We start from the raw sequence: 15,688 nt of genomic DNA on the forward strand, positions 1-15,688 counted from the left end.
GGTCAGTTGGTGCCGGAGCGGCCGTGGGTCAGCCCGGTGGGGAAACCGACCAGCACCGGTTCCGGCGTGCCCCAGCAGCCGCCTTCAGCAGAGGCTTCGGCGGTCGATGTTCCGGCTGTCGCTGTTTTGGCAGGTGCGGGGACGTCGCAGCTGGTGCCGGCGTCGGTGGAGCAGACGCCGGTTTCGGGGAGTTCGAGGTGGACGGTGTCGGCGGCTTCGCGGTCGCCGGCGAGGGCGGCGGCGACGGAGCGGACCTGCTCGTAGCCGGTGGCCAGCAGGAAGGTGGGGGCCCGGCCGTAGGATTTCATGCCCACGATGTAGAAGTCCTTCTCCGGGTGCGCCAGCAGCCTGGCGCCGTGCGGGGGGACGGTGCCGCAGGAGTGGAATTCGGGGTCGATCAGCGGGCCGAGTTCCACCGGGGCCTCGACGGCGGGGTCCAGGTTGAGCCGGAGTTCGCGCAGGATGTCCAGGTCCGGACGGAAGCCGGTGCAGGGCACCACGACGTCGGCGTCCAGGGTGCTTCCGTCGACGGCTCCGACGGTCACGCCGGAGTCCAGCGCTTTGAGGGAAGCGATGCCGAAGCCGGTGTGCAGTTCGATCTTGCCGGCTTCCACGAGGCGCCGGAGCCGGCCGCCGAGCTGGCCCCGGGCGGGGAGCCCGTCGGCATCTCCGCCGCCGTAGACCTTCGCCGCAGAGGAGCCCCGGACGGCCCACAGAATCCTCGTCTCCGGTTCGTCCCTGACCAGCTCGGATAGGCTGATGAGGGTGTTGGCGGCGGAGTGCCCGGCCCCGACCACCAGGACACGCTTGCCGGCGAAGGCTGCGCGGTCGCGGCCGGTGACGTCGGGAAGCGGGGCGGAGATCCGGTCTGCCGCGGTGTCCTCGCCGATGGCGGGCAGGCCGGAGGTGCCCAGCGGGTTGCGGGTGGACCAGGTGCCGGAGGCGTCGATGACGGCGGCCACGGTGTGGTCGCGGGTTTCGCCGTCGGCGTGCTCGACGCGCACGGTGAAGGGTGTGGTGTCGCGGTTGCGGACGTGGGTCTTATCCAGCCCCTGCCGGGTCACGGCGATGACGCGGGCACCGGTCTCCAGCCGCGAGCTGATGGCCGGGAGCGCGGCCAGTGGTGCGAGGTAGTTGTCGATGAGTTCCCCGCCGTACGGCAGCGCGGTGGGCCGTGGTGATGTCCAGCCGGCTGCTTCGAGTAGGCGGAGGGCGGCGGCGTCGGTGTTGTACCGCCAGGGTGAGAACAGCCGGATGTGGCGCCACTGCTCAATGGCCGCACCCGCCGTCGGACCTGTCTCGAAGACCAGCGGCTCCAGGCCGCGTTCGAGCAGGTGGGCCGCGGCGGCCAGGCCGATCGGGCCGGCGCCGATGACGGCCACCGGAAGGCTCTTCGTCGAATCCATGCTGTCCTCTTTCATCTATAGGTGTGGCGGCTTAGGTACGGGCGGGACCAGCCGGCCCCCTTGGGTGTTCGGGGGCCGGCAGGTGTCCGGGGGTGGTTAGCAGCAGTCCTGATCGTCGTCGCAGCAACCTGAGTCGCCGCAGCATCCGGTAGTCATTCAGCTCACCTCCTCCCCTGTTCCGGGTTAGGCGTGGATAGGTTCCTCGACTAGTGCCGTGGCGATGCTGTCCGCGTCCTCTAACGCGGCGAGGTAGCGCTCGGCGTCGAGGGCCGCGGCGCACCCGGTGCCGGCGGCGGTGATCGCTTGGCGGTAGCGGTGGTCCACGGCGTCGCCGCATGCGAACACACCGCTCAGGTTGGTGACGGTGGTAGGTGAATCGACCTTGATATAGCCGTCCCCGTCGAGCTCCACCTGCCCGGCCACCAGCTCGGTGCGCGGCACGTGCCCGATCGCCACGAAGATACCCGTGGCGGCGTGGTGCCGGGCTTCCCCCGTGCGCGTATCCGTGAGCGTCACCCCGGAGACTTTCCCATCACCGTGAATGGCGGTGACGGCGGAGTTCCACGCGAAGCTGATCTTCGGGTTGTCCTTGGCCCGCTGAGCCATGATGCGTGAGGCGCGCAGCTCGCCCTTGCGGACCACGACTGTGACCGTCTTCCCGAAGCGGGTCAGGAACGTGGCCTCCTCCATCGCGGAATCCCCGCCGCCAACCACGACGATGTCCTGGTCGCGGAAGAAGAACCCGTCGCACGTGGCGCACCAGGAGACGCCGTGGCCGCTGAACTTCTTCTCCTCGGGCAGGCCGAGCTCCTTGTACGCGGAGCCGGTGGCGAGAATGACCGCCGGTGCTTCGTGGACGTCCCCGGCGCCGGTGACCACGCGCTTGAGGTGATCCTTCAGCTCGACTGAGGTGGCGTCGTCGAACACCACCTGCGCGCCGAACTTCTCCGCCTGCTGCTGCAGGCCGTCCATCAGCTCCGGGCCCTGGACGCCCTCCGGGAAGCCGGGGAAGTTCTCCACCTCTGTGGTGTTCATCAGCGCGCCGCCCGCGGTGACCGAGCCGGCCAGGACCAACGGCTTCAGCCCGGCCCGGGCGGCATAGATCGCGGCAGTGTAGCCGGCGGGTCCGGAGCCAACGATGATCAGCTGCTCGCTGGTGGCCTCTGTGGGGGTCTTGGTGTTGCTGCTCACGGGTGTCTCTCCTGGTGTCCGGGACGGCGTTACTTGGCAGCGGGGATGAGGGACTCGATCAGGCCCTCGATCCGGGTCTTGATCTGGTCGCGGATGGGCCGGACGGACTCCACGCCCTTGCCGGCCGGGTCTTCCAGGACCCAGTCCTCGTAGCGCTTACCGGGGAAGTAAGGGCACTCGTCGCCGCAACCCATGGTGATCACCACGTCCGACTCCTTCACGGCTTCGGTGGTGAGAACCTTGGGAACCTCGGCGGACATGTCGATGCCGACCTCGGCCATGGCCTCGACGGCAGCGGGGTTGATTTTGTCGGCGGGCTGGGACCCGGCGGAGCGGACCTCGATCTCTCCCTTGCCGAGGGTGGTCAGGAACGCTGCGGCCATCTGGGAGCGGCCGGCGTTGTGGACACAGACGAACAGGACGGAGGGCTTCTTGGCGGTTTCGGTGCTCACGGTTTTCTCCTGGAATCAGTTAGGTGATGGGTGAAACGGTCTTGGTGTCATCACGCCCGGCACGTCCTGCATCGCTCACTGAATATTGATGTTGATCGATATATGGAGTATCGGACGATAGATTGATGGTTGTCAATATTCACGTCAGGTCGGTTTTGTCCTCGGCCCGGATCGGCGGCCCTCGGGGCGCTTGCCTGGGGTTTAGGCGGCGTGCATCCTAGGCGCGAGGCCGTTGATGCGGTGGGAGATGTCGGTGAAGGCGTTCTCGAAGGCTTCCTCGGTGTTGCTCCGCAGCGGATCCGGCACGGACCAGTGAATGCCGGCAAGGCCGGTAAGTTCCTCGTGAGCGTTGTCGCACACGGTCACAACGAAGTCCCCGTGGCCTGCCACCTCGTCCAGGCTCCGCGGAGACCGGTTTGCGAGGTTCAGTCCGTGTCGGCGGGCGACGTCGACGGCTCCCTCCGCGATGCGCTCGGCCGGGTGCGTTCCTGCAGAGGCGGACGGGATGTCGCTGACCTGCTGCCAGAGGGCGGCGGCCAGCTGGGACCGGGCACTGTTGCGGGTGCAAACGAACAGGACACGACTGGCGCCGTGCTCCACGCCGGGCGCGAGACCATCGAGGGCGCCGGCGGCGAGGCGGATGTAGCTGCGGCGCCTGTCGGCTTCGGAGCGGTGGCGGGTGGTCAGGCCCGCCCCCTCCAAGGTGCGCAGATGGTGGGAGAGCAGGTTGGAGGGCATGCCCAGCTCGGCCTGCAGTTCCGTCGGGGAGAAGTCCCCCAAGGTCAGCAGATCGACAATGCGCAGCCGTGCTGGATCAGCGAGGGCCGCGTGCTTAGCAACCCGCGCCCGGAAAGCGTCCACTGGGTCAGTTTTCATTGACTCAATTTTGACTGAGTTAATTTCTTGGGTCAAGCTTGGTGCCATGACTTCGAACCAACCGCCGCTGTGGCGCCGCGCCGTCGCCGAACTGATTGGCACCAGCCTGCTCGTGATGATCGTCGTGGGTTCGGGGATCGCCGCGCAGCAGCTCTCCCCGAACGACGTCGGCCTGCAGCTGCTGCAGAACAGCACCGCCACCGTGCTGGGCCTGACCGTGCTGATCCTCATCTTCGGCCCGGTCAGCGGGGCGCACTTCAACCCGGGCGTGTCGCTCGTCGACTGGATCCTGGGCCGGCGCAGCGGCACGGGGCTGGCCCTGCCGGAGCTGGGCGCCTATGTGCTCGCACAGACCGTTGGCGCCATCAGCGGCAGTGTCGTGGCCAACGCCATGTTCGAGGTGGGGACCTCCATCTCCGGCAAGGACCGCGCTACTGGTGGCCATCTGCTCGGTGAGGTCGTCGCGACCGCCGGGCTCATCCTGCTGATCTTCACCCTGGCCGCCACCAAACGGGGCGTCCTCGCCGCTCCGGCAGTAGGCGCCTACATCGGGGCCGCGTACTGGTTCACGTCCTCGACGTCCTTCGCCAACCCCGCCGTGACGGTCGGCCGCATCTTCAGCGACACCTTCGCCGGGATCGCGCCGGGCTCCGTGCCCGCGTTCGTCGTAGCCCAGCTCATCGGCGCCGCAGCAGGGCTCGGGCTTCTCGTCCTGCTGTTTCCCTCGGCAGGCCGCGCCGCGGACGACGTCGTACTCCCCCACGAAGCCGGAAAGGCCGGCTCCTAGGCTGCAGCTGCGCCGACTCGAGCCGGCGCAGGACCGTACATTGATGATTATCGATATTGGCGCATAATGGGTACATGAAGTTGCTGCCTGTTCTTGAGCCCGTCACGGACGAAGCCTGCTGCGCGCCAGCGTGCGCGCCCACCCTCGGCGCCGAGGAAGCGAAGCAACAGGCCCTGGTCTTCAAGGCACTGGCCGACCCGAACCGGCTCAGGCTGCTCTCCATCATCAAGGCCGCATCCTCCGGCGCGACCTGCGTGTGCGACCTGACCGATCCTCTGGACCTGAGCCAGCCCACGGTGTCCCACCACCTGAAGGTCCTCGTTGAAGCCGGGCTGCTGCACCGCGAAAAGCGCGGCACCTGGGCGTACTTCTCCCTGGCCCCCGGCGCCCTGGACAACGTCGCCGGCATCCTCACCAACCTGTGACCTCCGAACCTGTGACCTTCACGGTTGCGATCCGGGCCATGGAACCCGCCGACTGGCCCCGCGTCCGGCGCATCTACCAGGAAGGAATCGACACCGGCCACGCCACCTTCGAAGCCGAGGCCCCCGATTGGGATCAGTTCAATACGTCCCGGCTTTCCCGGCACCGGCTGGTGGCAACAGCAGACGACGGCAGGATCCTTGGCTGGGCCGCCGTCTCCCCGGTTTCCGCCCGCCCGGTCTACTCAGGCGTGGTCGAACACTCCGTCTACATCGCAGCCGAAGCGCGGGGGCGCGGCCTCGGCACGGTCCTGCTGCGGGCACTGGCGGACTCCACCGAGGCCGACGGGATCTGGACCATCCAGGCCAGCGTCTTCCCAGAAAACGAAGCAAGCCTCAAACTCCACCTCGCCAACGGCTACATCATCGTCGGACGCAGAAACCGCATCGCCAGGATGACGCACGGGCCGTTCACCGGCCAATGGCGCGACACCATACTCATCGAACGCCGCTCACCCACCGTCTGAAAGACCGGACCGCCTTCCCCAGATCCCGCGCGGCCTTGTCCTGGTCGCGCGCATAATGAAGCCACACAGGAGTAAGCCGCCCCGAGCCGGAGCCGGCGGCCGGTATCAACACGGAGGGAGACGCGACGTGGCGACTAAGACGGACATCGTGGCCGAATACAGCCGCACACGCGTCGACCTCGACGCCTGGCTGAAGAACGCTACCCCTGAGGACCTTAGCCGCAGAAGCAACGGCACAAAGTGGACGAACGAAGAACTGCTGTTCCACATGGTCTTCGGGTACATGGTCGTCCGCGCCCTGCTTCCGCTCGTCCACCTCATCAGCCGACTCCCCAGGTCCATCGGGAAGGCCTTCGCCACGCTCCTAAACGCCGGCACGCGACCGTTCGACGTCATCAATTACTGGGGCTCCCGTGGGGCCGCCCTGTTTTACAACAAACGACGAATGGACCGGAAACTCGAGACAACCATCAAGGCCATCACCCGCAGACTGGAACACGAGACCCACACGTCACTCTCACTATCGATGCCGTTCCCGGACCGGTGGGACCCCTTCTTCGCACCATCCATGACACTCAACGATGTCTACGCGTACCCCACAAAACACTTCGACTTCCACGCCAAGCAACTCAGTCTTAGGCAATAAAGCCCGGGTGAGCCGAGCCCCGCGGACGGGCCGAAGGGCAACCCGAATAAGAGAGCCGATCGCCCCGGTGCAGTGTCCCGAGAATCCCTAGGCTTTCAAGACATCGAAACCGCCAAGTCGATCTCCTCCTGTCAGCCTGAAGTACACCCCAACCTGACGCCCAAGACCTTGTGGCTCTTGACGTTTCGTCTAGGAAGGTTCTAGAACTCAATCCCACATGTAAGAGGGGGTTGGAGGCAGCGGTGGCTGGTCAGCGGATTAGGTATGTGCGGGTGAGCACACTGGACCAGAACGGGCAGCGCCAGCTCGACGGGCTGGTTCTGGACCGGGTCTTCACGGACAAGGCGTACGGCAGGGACACCGACAGACCGAAACTGACCGAATTGCTACGGTTCGCCCACGACGGCGATACCGTCGTGGTGCACAGCATGGACCGGCTCGCGCGGAACCTCGATGACCTGCGCGCCCTCGTCCAAGGCTTCACCCGCAAGGGCGTGCGGGTGGAGTTCGTCAAGGAGCAACTGCTCTTTACTGGCGAGGACTCCCCCATGGCCAACCTCATGCTCTCGGTCATGGGGGCTTTCGCTGTATTCGAACGGGCCCTCATCAGGGAGCGACAGCGCGAAGGCATCGCCCTGGCCAAGCAGCGCGGCGCCTACAAAGGGCGGAAGAAGACTCTCACACCGGAACGGGCAGCCGAGTTGACGCAGCGGGCCGCTGGCGGCGTTCCGAAATCCGTCCTGGCCCGCGATTACGGCATCAGCCGGGAATCGGTGTATCAGTACCTGAGGCAGGCCACTGTCTTAGGTTGTCGTCCCCTCCGGCTACCGGTAACGGCCGGGTTTGAAACTTGGCGGGATCAGCGCCCCGGCCCCGCTGCCTCTTTTTGGTAGTCCTGTCGGGGGACCAGGTGGCCGGAGATCATATTCGCGCAGTCCCGTAGCTCGATGCTCCCTGCAGCGACTCCAACGACGAGGTCAAATGCTTCGTCGGTGCTGAAGTCGTGGCGGTGCGAGTTGATCCACAGGGTCAGGACCATGAGCGTCCATCCGGTGCGTTTGTTGCCGTCGATGAGCGGATGGAAACGTGTGACGGATTCGAGGACCGTAGCGGCCTTCATGGCGAGTCCGCGGTAGGCTTCAACCCCCAACACGGTTGTAGCCGGCCTGGCCAGAGCCGAAGCGAGCAGGCCGACGTCACGGATATGGAACCCGTAACGGTCAATCACCTGCAATGCATCCTCGATGTCGAGGTACGCCGTCATGCGTCTTCGAGGCGTTTCAAAAGCTCGGCGTCGTGGCCCAGCACGAAGTCCATCCCTTCCCGGATTTCACGGTTCCGCTCACGCCGCTGAAGCAACAGTTCGGCTCCCCGAAGCAGCAACGCCGACTTCGACGTGTGCTCCTCCGCGGCAAGCTCGTCCAACCTGCGATCAAGGTCCGCCGGCAGGCGAAGATTCATAGCCATACAGCCATGGTACCAGGCTGGTACCGATCGTGCGCCCCAGCAGCCCAGCCTGACGGAATATCCCTTATCGGCGTTCCGGAATGCCTGGGGATGGGCCCAAGGGCTCTGGGAGCCGGTCAGGATTCGCCGCGTGAACCGGGAGTTTCGATGTCTTCCTGCTGTTCCCAGCGGTCGACGGCGAATTTGGAGGCATCGGTGGCTGGACAGCGGATCGGATACGTGCGGGTCAGCACCACCTTGACCAGAACGAGAAACGTCAGCTTGACGGCCAGTTCTGGACCCGGGTCTTCACGGACAAGGCCTCGGGCAGGGACGCCGCCGGACCGGAACTGGCGGAGCTGCTGCGCTTCGCCGAGCGCGGACAGCTTGTTCCCGATGCTGCTGCTAGGACTTCCTCACGTCCAAAAGGGTCCCGGAGCCAGATCATCGCTTCGTGAACACACTCAAACAGCCTTGCTGAGCACTTCGGAGGATTCCTGCTCAGATGGAAATACACGGCGACCCGATCCACCGGCGAGGAGGCCACTATTGCCACGTGTGTCACCGGCCAAGGACCGGCAGCAAACGCTTTTCGCGCGCGATAGTGAACCTTTTGGACGCCACGTACCTCGACGAGCAAGGGATAATCATGTCCGGCACTCAGCTCACTGATCTGTGCCATGGCTGCTTGGGCTTTCTCCTCCGTGACAGCTCCGTCAAGCCATCGTAGGCATATGATGCCGCCAACGAGCACGATCTCGTTCCGGCTGCCATCGCATGGCGAGCCCTTCATAGGGCTTCCCGGAGCAGTGAACCACACTTGTCGGACAAGGACCCCGGATTTCTCAACACAACGGCCGGACAGGACGGCGCATTCACCGCCATACAAATTAGGCACGGCATCAGATCCAAACCCGGCGTGGTGTCCAAATAACTGTCGCGTCTCAACGGGGAGCGTCTGACAGCGGATGGTGAATCCATGCCCTCCTCATGTTTGACCTGGCAGCAGTATGTGTGAAACTGGCTGTGCATATGGCGATTTGCATTGTTGCGTCCAAAGCTAGCCAACACTCCCACGTGGCCGACCCTCAGCACCCCCCAACCCTCTCTAGATATGAGCGGCAACTTATCCCGGAATTGACCCAACTTCTCTGACAAGTGGCTGCGGTTTTAGACTGTGGCCCCGCCGGGCATCCACCGCTTCGGTCCAGATCTCGGGGATTCCGTGGGTAGGGCCTGGGATGCCTTTTGATGGTCGGTGGTGTGCTTCCTCCACATGGTCAAGGTCAGACGCGGGCGGCCGGTCCAACGTAGCTCTCGATCTGGTCATCAATTGAGGCCTCGGGCCCCTTGAAGATTTTTAGAATGGACATGGGAAAGTTCCTCAGGTCTGCTTGGATGAAAACGGTTTGTGCGCTGCCGACTTTGGCCGCCCACGTGTTTCTACATTTTGATTTCAGCCTTCGTGGGGCTCGTGAAGCAGCGATTCGGTGGTGCGTTCGCCGCCGGAGCTGGGTAACTCGCCGGATTTTGGGAGGAACGGGGGTGGTGTCATTGCTGGGGTGTTGTCACTGATGTCATTTCATGTGCCAGCCGGTCTGGGCGATGCAAAGATCTGCCGCTCTTAAGGAACGTCGCTCGGCTTAAGGGGCCCTTCGCAGATGAGCATGGTTAGGGCGGTCTGAAAGTTCCGCCGCGGGGTTGGACGTTTTCGGTGCGGCGCGGTGCGGTGGGAAAGAGATCAGGGCCTCTTTGAATCGGAGCGACCAAGCAACGGTGTACACGGTGGCGACGAGGGCAAGTGCGCCGTATCCGAGCGCGATCTGCGGTAGTGAGAAGGTGTTGGAGAGTTGCCCGGCGATGAGGGCGGGGATCGTGGCGGCGCTGTAGCTGATGAGGTAGATGACGCTGAAGGTTGGTGCCCGGTCAGCGAGAGTGCTGCCGTGTAGCAGACCGCGGGTGGCAGCACTGATGGCGATGCCTTGAGCGGCGCCTGCGATGATGGTCGCGGCGACGAACAGCACCAGTGTGCCGGTGGCGATCGCTGTGATGATCCCGGTCATCCCCGCCAGGAAGGCGACCAGGCCGAAGCGTTGGGCTGCCGCGGGTGTGAACCGGCTGCCGAGCGGAGCGCCGAGAGCACTGGAGCCCATGTATGCGGCGAACACGAGTGCGAGGATGAGAGGACTGGTGGTGTGGAGTTGATTTTCGACCAGGGCGGGCACAAACGCCTGGTAGAAGGCGCCGACCGCCCACGTAGGCAGGAGGACCGCAGCCGTGACCGGCAACAGATGCCTGACTCTGACCGGTACACGGACGCTGGGCCGCAGCGATAGCCACGCACCCGGCGTTCGAGTCACCGTCTCGGGGCTGATCGCGATGAGTACGGCTGACACGAGGAGGAGGCCGATGATGACGAGGTAGATGAGTTCGCGTGGCCAGGGGCCGAACTGGGCCAGGGTGCCGGAGGCGACGGCGCCGAGGGCGAGGCCGAGCATGACTGTCTGGCTGGAGGCGACGGAGGCCAACGAGGCCGGCCTGGAGGGTGCGGTGTCGACGATGTAGGAGGTGAGGCTGCTGCTGGCCAGCCCGGCGCCGAGGCCCATCAGAAGCCGACCGGTGATGAGGGTGCCGATCTCGTGCACGTTCAACAGCAGCAGACACCCAAAAAGCAGCAGACCGAGGCTTGCCATCGAGGTAGGTCGTCGGCCCAGATGGTTGGACAGTCGTCCGAGCACCAGCAGTGTGGCGAGGGTAGCGGCGGAGTAGGCGACGACAGTCATCGAGATGCCAGCGTTGGTGAACCCGTCCTCGGCCCGGTAGACGTTGAACAGCGGGATCGTCGAGCCCACCGCGGCGAACGCGGCGACCAGGGAGAACACCGCCGAGATGAAGGCCAGCCGCAGCCTGGAGCCCCAGCCGGTCTCGTCAATCACCGACGCCGTGTCGTGCGTCGAGCCGCGCCGCACCAGGTCAGGCCCCCGGAGCGATAGCGCAGGCCGAGACACAGAGCCAGGTGCCCTCACGCTTTTGGTACGCGTCCGTGTACAGCGCTTCCTGCACAGATCCGTCGGCGATCATGGTGTAGCGGGCGCGGCCGTGGACCAGGGCGACGTCGCCGAGGATGCGGATCCTGGCATCGAAGAGAGCGAGATCCTTGAAGGGGCGCGGCTTCGCTATGTACTCGACGTACTCGTTGCGGTCGCGGGTGACTCCTGGAGTCTGCACGATGAAATCCTCGGCGAGCAGCTCGCGGAAGCGCTCAGCATCGCTGGCCTGGTCCGCCTGGTTGTAGTCGAGGTTGAGCTGCTCGAGGATCGCAAGATCTTCGACCGACTGCCTGGTATTGCTCATCTTCTTGTTCCTTCACTGTGTTCGGTTATCAGTCCCTATTGCTGTTGCGAGGCCGAAAGGGTCCGTGGAACCTCTTCATGGCCCTCGGACGGGCCCGGATGACCGTCTTCCGCGGGTGCCGGCTGGTCTGGGTATAGACGACACGGCATCGTCGCAAGTCGCACGGCGCCGAGGTTCGTACCCAGCCTGTCCATCACGCGCCAGCGGGCCGATCTCCGTCAGTTGCGCAGGAATGGACACGACGCCGGGGTCGATCGCCGGCCGGCGTACCGGGAGCTTATGAACGAACGGTGATGATCGTCTTGCCCTTGCGTCGCTCCGTCGGGTTGAGGGCGGCGATGGCGTCGTCGAGAGTCGCGACGTTGCCGATGTTCGTCCGCAGCCGACCGTCCCGCACCCGCCGGGCGATCTCCATCAGTTGAGCGGGAATGGACTCGACCACGAAGTCGACCGCCAGCCCGTCCGCGGGCCGCGCGTCGGTCAGCCCGGTGACCGTCACCAGCGTTCCGCCGGCCCGGATCAGGCTTGCGGACCGCTTCTGGATGTCACCGCCGATAACGTCGAACACCAGGTCGACTGCGCCGACGTCTTCGAGGGTGTCATTGTCGAGATCGACGAACTCGTGAGAACCGAAGTCGAGAGCCTTCTGCCGGTCGGCGGCGCGTCCGGTGCCGATGACGTGGGCACCTGCCTCGCGCGCAAGTTGTGTGACCATGGTCCCGACGGCGCCGGCCGCACCGTGCGCGAGGACGCTCTGCCCGGCCTGGAGGCGGCCGTGCACGAACAGTCCCTGCCACGCTGTGAGGCCCGAGATCGGCAGGCTCGCGCCGACCGTGAAGTCGACATCGCCCGGCAACGGCGCAAGGTTGCGTGCCTCTACCGCGACATACTCTGCAAGGGTGCCGTCACGATGCCAGTCCGAGATACCGAACACCCGCTGTCCCACAGAAAGCCCTGTCGTGCCATAGCCGAGCGCCGTGACCACTCCGGCGAGTTCGTGTCCGAGGATCGACGGGGTGCGGTCGCGTCCGGCCCGATCCGTCCAAGTAGACGACCACTCCACCTCAGTCGGCACGTATCCCGACGCGTGGATCTCAACGATGACGTCGTTGATCGCCGCAGCTGGCTCTGGACGTTCCAGCAGCCTCATTCCGGCCGCGCCCGCGGCCTGATCCGTTACCACTATCGCTTTCATTTGGTTGCCTCTCTGTTGTTTTGTCTCATGCCCTTGCTCTTAATGACAGGGCTGGAAATGCTTATGTGCGGCAGCAGGTTTCTCAGTAGGAGAATCTGGCGAACGTGAGCTGCCCGCACTTATCGCCACAGTTGCCGTTCCAGTGTCCACCCGAACGGGACGGAATCGCTGAGCGCTACCGTGAACCGTTCGCAGGAGTGACGGGTGACCAATATTCCGTGTTTGCCCATTTCCACTGCCTGCTTCTCGGCTTCCGCGTGTGCTTCATCGAGCCTTCTTTCCATGCTTGCTCGATCAGCAGCGGAGACCGTCAGCTGGAAGTTGGTGGTAATGCCCATGGTTACTCCTTGGCGTTGAGGGTACTAATGCATCATCAATGGTTGGACGAAGCCGTAGCCCGGGCCACGGGCTGGTGGGGCACCGCGGCATTCCGCCATTGCGGAATAGCCAAGACCTCCGTTCAAAGCCGACAAACGACAAAAAGAGCGTCACCTGACGCTCCCTGCCGGGGCGGTTCAGAGGTGTTCGTACGGTAGGTCGTCCCGCCGTACCGCGTAGCGGTACGCGCGCGCGTCGGTCTCGACTTCGAATCCGGCAAGGTCCGTTTCAGAGGCCTGCTCGAAGTCGTCGTGCGAATGCACGATCGGTGCGAAGTAATCGCCCCGGGAGGCGGGGCCCAAAAGGACGTAAGCCCACCACACAGGACGAAAATGTCTCTTTAAAAAACCAAGTTTGATTGCCACCATTCGACCTCTCAACTGGAAAATTCGACACTTCTCTAACAGTTCTCGTTCACTCCGCTTCGATTTAGCGGGATCTTCGTGGTCTTCATGACCCTGGCCGACCCGGTTTGCCGTCTTACCGTTGTCTCAATCGGGTTGTAGGCGGGAGCGACTTCGCCCCGGAGCGCTATGGTGCCGGTGTTCGTCGGCAGCTGACAATCCCGGGCGCGTTGGACAACTCGACCCAGGTCAGTGTCGGACGGCTACGTCATGTCATGTCATGCTCAAAGGCGGTGACGTGCTCGTCGTCGTCCTGGCCGGCCGCGGGTGCGTGTTGGGGGTAGGCGCCGGAGCCGGGGTGGACCTTGTCGATGAGACCGAGGTATCCCGGGTTGCGGGCAATGAACTCACCCACGAGCGGGCAGATGATGGTGATCTTCTTCCCGCTCTCACGGATCTCGTCCAGCACGCGAGCGACGAGTTCTGTTGCCACCCGATGGTTGCGGTAGGCATGGTTGACCCAGGTTGAAAGCAATACGACCCGGCCGCCCACGAAACGATATGTGAGCTCCCCGATCGCCTCAGCCCCGAGGGTGGCGATCCACCGGCCCCGCTCCGGATCGTTGATTACATCGAGCTCCCAGCTGGACTCCACCTCACTGGGAGCCTCGGTTTTCAGAGTATCGATGAGCGCGGCGTTCCTCTCTTCACGGTTGGTCTCCTCCGCCTCGATGTTGGTCGTCACTGTCACACTTTCTGTCGGGGAAGCCCAGAGGGCTGGGTTTAGGATCGGTGTGACCCTCTGAGCACTCCGGGGTGCTTGGGGTCGATGAGGTCGGCGTACTGGGGGTTGTGCTCGATGAAGGTGCGCACGATCGGGCACATGATGGTGACCGTTTTTCCTTGTGCGCGCACATCATCGAGGACGCGTCGGATCAGCTCGGTGGCGATTCCCTGTTTACGGAACTCTGGGAACACTGACGTGGCCAGCAGCACGAGTCGGTCGTCGTCGACGACGTTGTACGGCAGGCCGGCGATTTCGTTGTCCCCGACGATGGCCTCGTAGATGCTGGTTTTCTCGTCGTTGACGACGTAGAAATCGAATGCAGGGGCATGGGGATCATCGATTACCTCATCGATGTGGCCGGTCTGGTCCTGGCTGAGGGTGCCCATTCCGTCGGGGTATCCGGCGGCGTCCGGGTACTCAAAGGCATAGCGGGTTGGCTCAGATGGGTCGGTCATGCAGGTGTCCTTTCGCTGATTGACTGTACGGGGGTATTCCTACGGACGGATGCGGATATACGCCTTCCCCTTGACCTGCTCGAGCGAGCTGAAAACGGGGGTGAATCCCTACGCAATGAACCTGGGTTAGGACATCCTTCCCGGCCGCATCCCGCTACGCCCGCTGCGGCAGCATTGACCGGTCACTGCAATTGCCGTCACCATGCACTCCTTGTATCCAACCCTTGCCTAAGCGGCCTTTTCCACACGCATTTCTGGGGTCCGCAAGGTTAGTGGCACCAAATCGAGATGTCTTACCACGCACGTCGATAAAAGTTAGGCCCCTGCGGGTCGTGGCACATCCAATCTGCAAAGCGAATCGAGATGGAGATTGCTGGTAAGACGGCGCGAAGGACGGACGCATATAAGTAGGTGCAGCCCACAATCGGAACGAAAAGGAGCCGGCATGGCGGGTACGGCTGAGAGCATGGTCTTCCCTGCCGGCAGAGAGCAGAATGGTGCAGACGTGCACCTGCCGGCAACAACCCCGCCCGGTGCGGAAGAGCTCATTATCACTGAAAACAGCGCTCTCGGCATCTATGAAGCCGTGTTGGGAGGCGAGATCGTCGCCGGGGTCATTTACAGCAAAGCGGTCAACCGGGTCGCACTCCTGGCGACCTCCGTGTTCCCAGCGTTCCGAGGCAAGGGGATCCCTGCAAAGCTCCTCATCGGCGTCCTTGAGAAGCTGCGGGCACAGGGAGCGACCGTCACTATCTCCTGTCCATTCGCGGCAGAATTCGTTGGCGCCCATCCCGAATATGCCGATGTTCTCGGCTTGGCTGTCCTGGGCAACAGCACTATAGGGCGCGGGCATTGAACCGACGCCCGAAGTCCAGGGCACGTGAAGACCCCTTTGTTTGGCACGCGTATCGAGGAGAGGAACATTATGACAACTATCGAGCTCACCGACGACAATTTCGAGTCCACCATTAAGGACAACGACATCGTCTTCGTTGATTTTTGGGCCCCGTGGTGTGGGCCTTGCCGGCAGTTCGGCCCAATCTTTGAGCGATCTGCACAGGATAATCCGGACATCGTTCACGGCAAGCTCGACACCGAGGCCGAGCATCGCATAGCGGCAGCCGCAGGGATCACTTCCATCCCGACTCTAATGGCGTTTCGTGAGGGTATCCTGGTCTTCAATCAGGCCGGCGCCCTTCAGGCCACGGCTCTCGCGCAGGTCGTAGAGTCCGTCAAGAACCTCGACATGCGCGGGGTCCGCGCAGACATTGCCGCCCAAAATGATAAGTCCGCGCCGGAGAATTGATGGATCCGGAAGGGGAGCGCGTCCCTACATCGACAAGCCCCTTTCGGAGCCGGGGAAGGCAGCGAAGGGCGCATACGCCCGCCCTGTCGGAGGAAGGCCTCCGGCAGGGGCCGGCT

20 protein-coding genes and 2 pseudogenes are annotated in these 15,688 nt (G+C 64.0%); 8 read left to right on the plus strand and 14 right to left on the minus strand.

Annotated features, from left to right (window positions below; genetic code table 11):
- Positions 1-2: 2 nt before the first annotated feature.
- The 4 genes from AC5RWD_RS18000 to AC5RWD_RS18015 all read right to left on the minus strand — a co-directional run bounded on the left by AC5RWD_RS18000 (position 3) and on the right by AC5RWD_RS18015 (position 3,925).
- Positions 3-1,406: an FAD-dependent oxidoreductase gene (locus tag AC5RWD_RS18000; protein WP_494021313.1), complete on the minus strand. Its 1,404-nt coding sequence runs from the start codon at positions 1,404-1,406 to the stop codon at positions 3-5.
- A 183-nt stretch (positions 1,407-1,589) separates the two neighbouring features.
- On the minus strand, positions 1,590-2,597 hold the full coding sequence (gene trxB / locus AC5RWD_RS18005) for a thioredoxin-disulfide reductase (RefSeq protein WP_494021314.1): 1,008 nt from the start codon (positions 2,595-2,597) through the stop codon (positions 1,590-1,592).
- Between the two features lie 29 nt (positions 2,598-2,626).
- Positions 2,627-3,049 carry an arsenate reductase ArsC gene (locus AC5RWD_RS18010; RefSeq protein ID WP_494021315.1) on the minus strand — a complete coding sequence of 141 codons (423 nt, stop codon included), beginning with the start codon at positions 3,047-3,049 and terminating at the stop codon, positions 2,627-2,629.
- A gap of 201 nt (positions 3,050-3,250) precedes the next feature.
- On the minus strand, positions 3,251-3,925 hold the full coding sequence (locus tag AC5RWD_RS18015; protein ID WP_494021316.1) for an arsenate reductase/protein-tyrosine-phosphatase family protein: 675 nt from the start codon (positions 3,923-3,925) through the stop codon (positions 3,251-3,253).
- Positions 3,926-3,971: 46 nt separating this feature from the next.
- Between AC5RWD_RS18015 and AC5RWD_RS18020 the strand changes: the two genes are divergently transcribed.
- From AC5RWD_RS18020 to AC5RWD_RS18040, 5 genes are all read left to right on the plus strand, one after another.
- Positions 3,972-4,712: an aquaporin gene (locus AC5RWD_RS18020; protein WP_494021317.1), complete on the plus strand. Its 741-nt coding sequence runs from the start codon at positions 3,972-3,974 to the stop codon at positions 4,710-4,712.
- A 74-nt stretch (positions 4,713-4,786) separates the two neighbouring features.
- Positions 4,787-5,137 (plus strand): ArsR/SmtB family transcription factor, encoded by a 351-nt coding sequence (locus AC5RWD_RS18025; protein WP_494021318.1) that lies wholly within the window; start codon positions 4,787-4,789, stop codon positions 5,135-5,137.
- A gap of 38 nt (positions 5,138-5,175) precedes the next feature.
- Positions 5,176-5,661 (plus strand): GNAT family N-acetyltransferase, encoded by a 486-nt coding sequence (locus AC5RWD_RS18030; protein WP_494021347.1) that lies wholly within the window; start codon positions 5,176-5,178, stop codon positions 5,659-5,661.
- A 127-nt stretch (positions 5,662-5,788) separates the two neighbouring features.
- Complete coding sequence (locus AC5RWD_RS18035; protein WP_494021319.1) at positions 5,789-6,307, plus strand: DinB family protein; 519 nt, start codon at positions 5,789-5,791, stop codon at positions 6,305-6,307.
- Between the two features lie 242 nt (positions 6,308-6,549).
- Positions 6,550-7,200: a recombinase family protein gene (locus AC5RWD_RS18040; protein ID WP_494021320.1), complete on the plus strand. Its 651-nt coding sequence runs from the start codon at positions 6,550-6,552 to the stop codon at positions 7,198-7,200.
- Here AC5RWD_RS18040 and AC5RWD_RS18045 read toward each other — a convergent pair.
- Both AC5RWD_RS18045 and AC5RWD_RS18050 read right to left on the minus strand, forming a co-directional pair.
- Complete coding sequence (locus tag AC5RWD_RS18045; protein WP_494021321.1) at positions 7,167-7,571, minus strand: type II toxin-antitoxin system death-on-curing family toxin; 405 nt, start codon at positions 7,569-7,571, stop codon at positions 7,167-7,169. The genes AC5RWD_RS18040 and AC5RWD_RS18045 overlap by 34 nt on opposite strands.
- Complete coding sequence (locus AC5RWD_RS18050) at positions 7,568-7,774, minus strand: ribbon-helix-helix protein, CopG family (protein WP_494021322.1); 207 nt, start codon at positions 7,772-7,774, stop codon at positions 7,568-7,570. The genes AC5RWD_RS18045 and AC5RWD_RS18050 overlap by 4 nt, the downstream gene beginning before the upstream one ends.
- Positions 7,775-7,969: 195 nt before the next feature.
- Here AC5RWD_RS18050 and AC5RWD_RS18055 point away from each other — a divergent pair.
- A pseudogene (locus tag AC5RWD_RS18055) lies at positions 7,970-8,145 on the plus strand (recombinase family protein); the annotation flags it as partial.
- Positions 8,146-8,198: 53 nt separating this feature from the next.
- Here AC5RWD_RS18055 and AC5RWD_RS18060 read toward each other — a convergent pair.
- From AC5RWD_RS18060 to AC5RWD_RS18095, 8 genes and pseudogenes are all read right to left on the minus strand, one after another.
- A pseudogene (locus AC5RWD_RS18060) lies at positions 8,199-8,546 on the minus strand (DUF7793 family protein); the annotation flags it as partial.
- 850 nt (positions 8,547-9,396) lie between these two features.
- Complete coding sequence (locus AC5RWD_RS18065; RefSeq protein ID WP_494021323.1) at positions 9,397-10,689, minus strand: MFS transporter; 1,293 nt, start codon at positions 10,687-10,689, stop codon at positions 9,397-9,399.
- Between the two features lie 37 nt (positions 10,690-10,726).
- Positions 10,727-11,107, minus strand: a complete 381-nt coding sequence (locus AC5RWD_RS18070; protein ID WP_494021324.1) for a nuclear transport factor 2 family protein — start codon at positions 11,105-11,107, stop codon at positions 10,727-10,729.
- 277 nt (positions 11,108-11,384) lie between these two features.
- Positions 11,385-12,302: an NADP-dependent oxidoreductase gene (locus tag AC5RWD_RS18075; protein ID WP_494021325.1), complete on the minus strand. Its 918-nt coding sequence runs from the start codon at positions 12,300-12,302 to the stop codon at positions 11,385-11,387.
- A gap of 119 nt (positions 12,303-12,421) precedes the next feature.
- Positions 12,422-12,640, minus strand: a complete 219-nt coding sequence (locus AC5RWD_RS18080; protein WP_494021326.1) for a hypothetical protein — start codon at positions 12,638-12,640, stop codon at positions 12,422-12,424.
- 177 nt (positions 12,641-12,817) lie between these two features.
- A complete protein-coding gene (locus AC5RWD_RS18085) occupies positions 12,818-13,003 on the minus strand; it encodes a hypothetical protein (RefSeq protein ID WP_494021327.1) in 186 nt (61 codons plus the stop codon).
- A gap of 289 nt (positions 13,004-13,292) precedes the next feature.
- Positions 13,293-13,769 (minus strand): GNAT family N-acetyltransferase, encoded by a 477-nt coding sequence (locus AC5RWD_RS18090; RefSeq protein WP_494021328.1) that lies wholly within the window; start codon positions 13,767-13,769, stop codon positions 13,293-13,295.
- A 38-nt stretch (positions 13,770-13,807) separates the two neighbouring features.
- A complete protein-coding gene (locus AC5RWD_RS18095; RefSeq protein WP_494021329.1) occupies positions 13,808-14,266 on the minus strand; it encodes a GNAT family N-acetyltransferase in 459 nt (152 codons plus the stop codon).
- Positions 14,267-14,711: 445 nt separating this feature from the next.
- On the opposite strand from AC5RWD_RS18095, the gene AC5RWD_RS18100 reads away from it, so the two are divergent.
- Together AC5RWD_RS18100 and trxA are read left to right on the plus strand one after the other, a co-directional pair.
- Positions 14,712-15,122, plus strand: a complete 411-nt coding sequence (locus AC5RWD_RS18100) for a GNAT family N-acetyltransferase (RefSeq protein WP_494021330.1) — start codon at positions 14,712-14,714, stop codon at positions 15,120-15,122.
- Between the two features lie 69 nt (positions 15,123-15,191).
- Entirely contained in the window at positions 15,192-15,572 is a 381-nt protein-coding gene (trxA, locus tag AC5RWD_RS18105) for a thioredoxin (protein ID WP_494021331.1), read from the plus strand.
- The last annotated feature ends 116 nt before the right edge of the window (positions 15,573-15,688 follow it).

The organism is Arthrobacter sp. CMU6 (assembly GCF_059090205.1).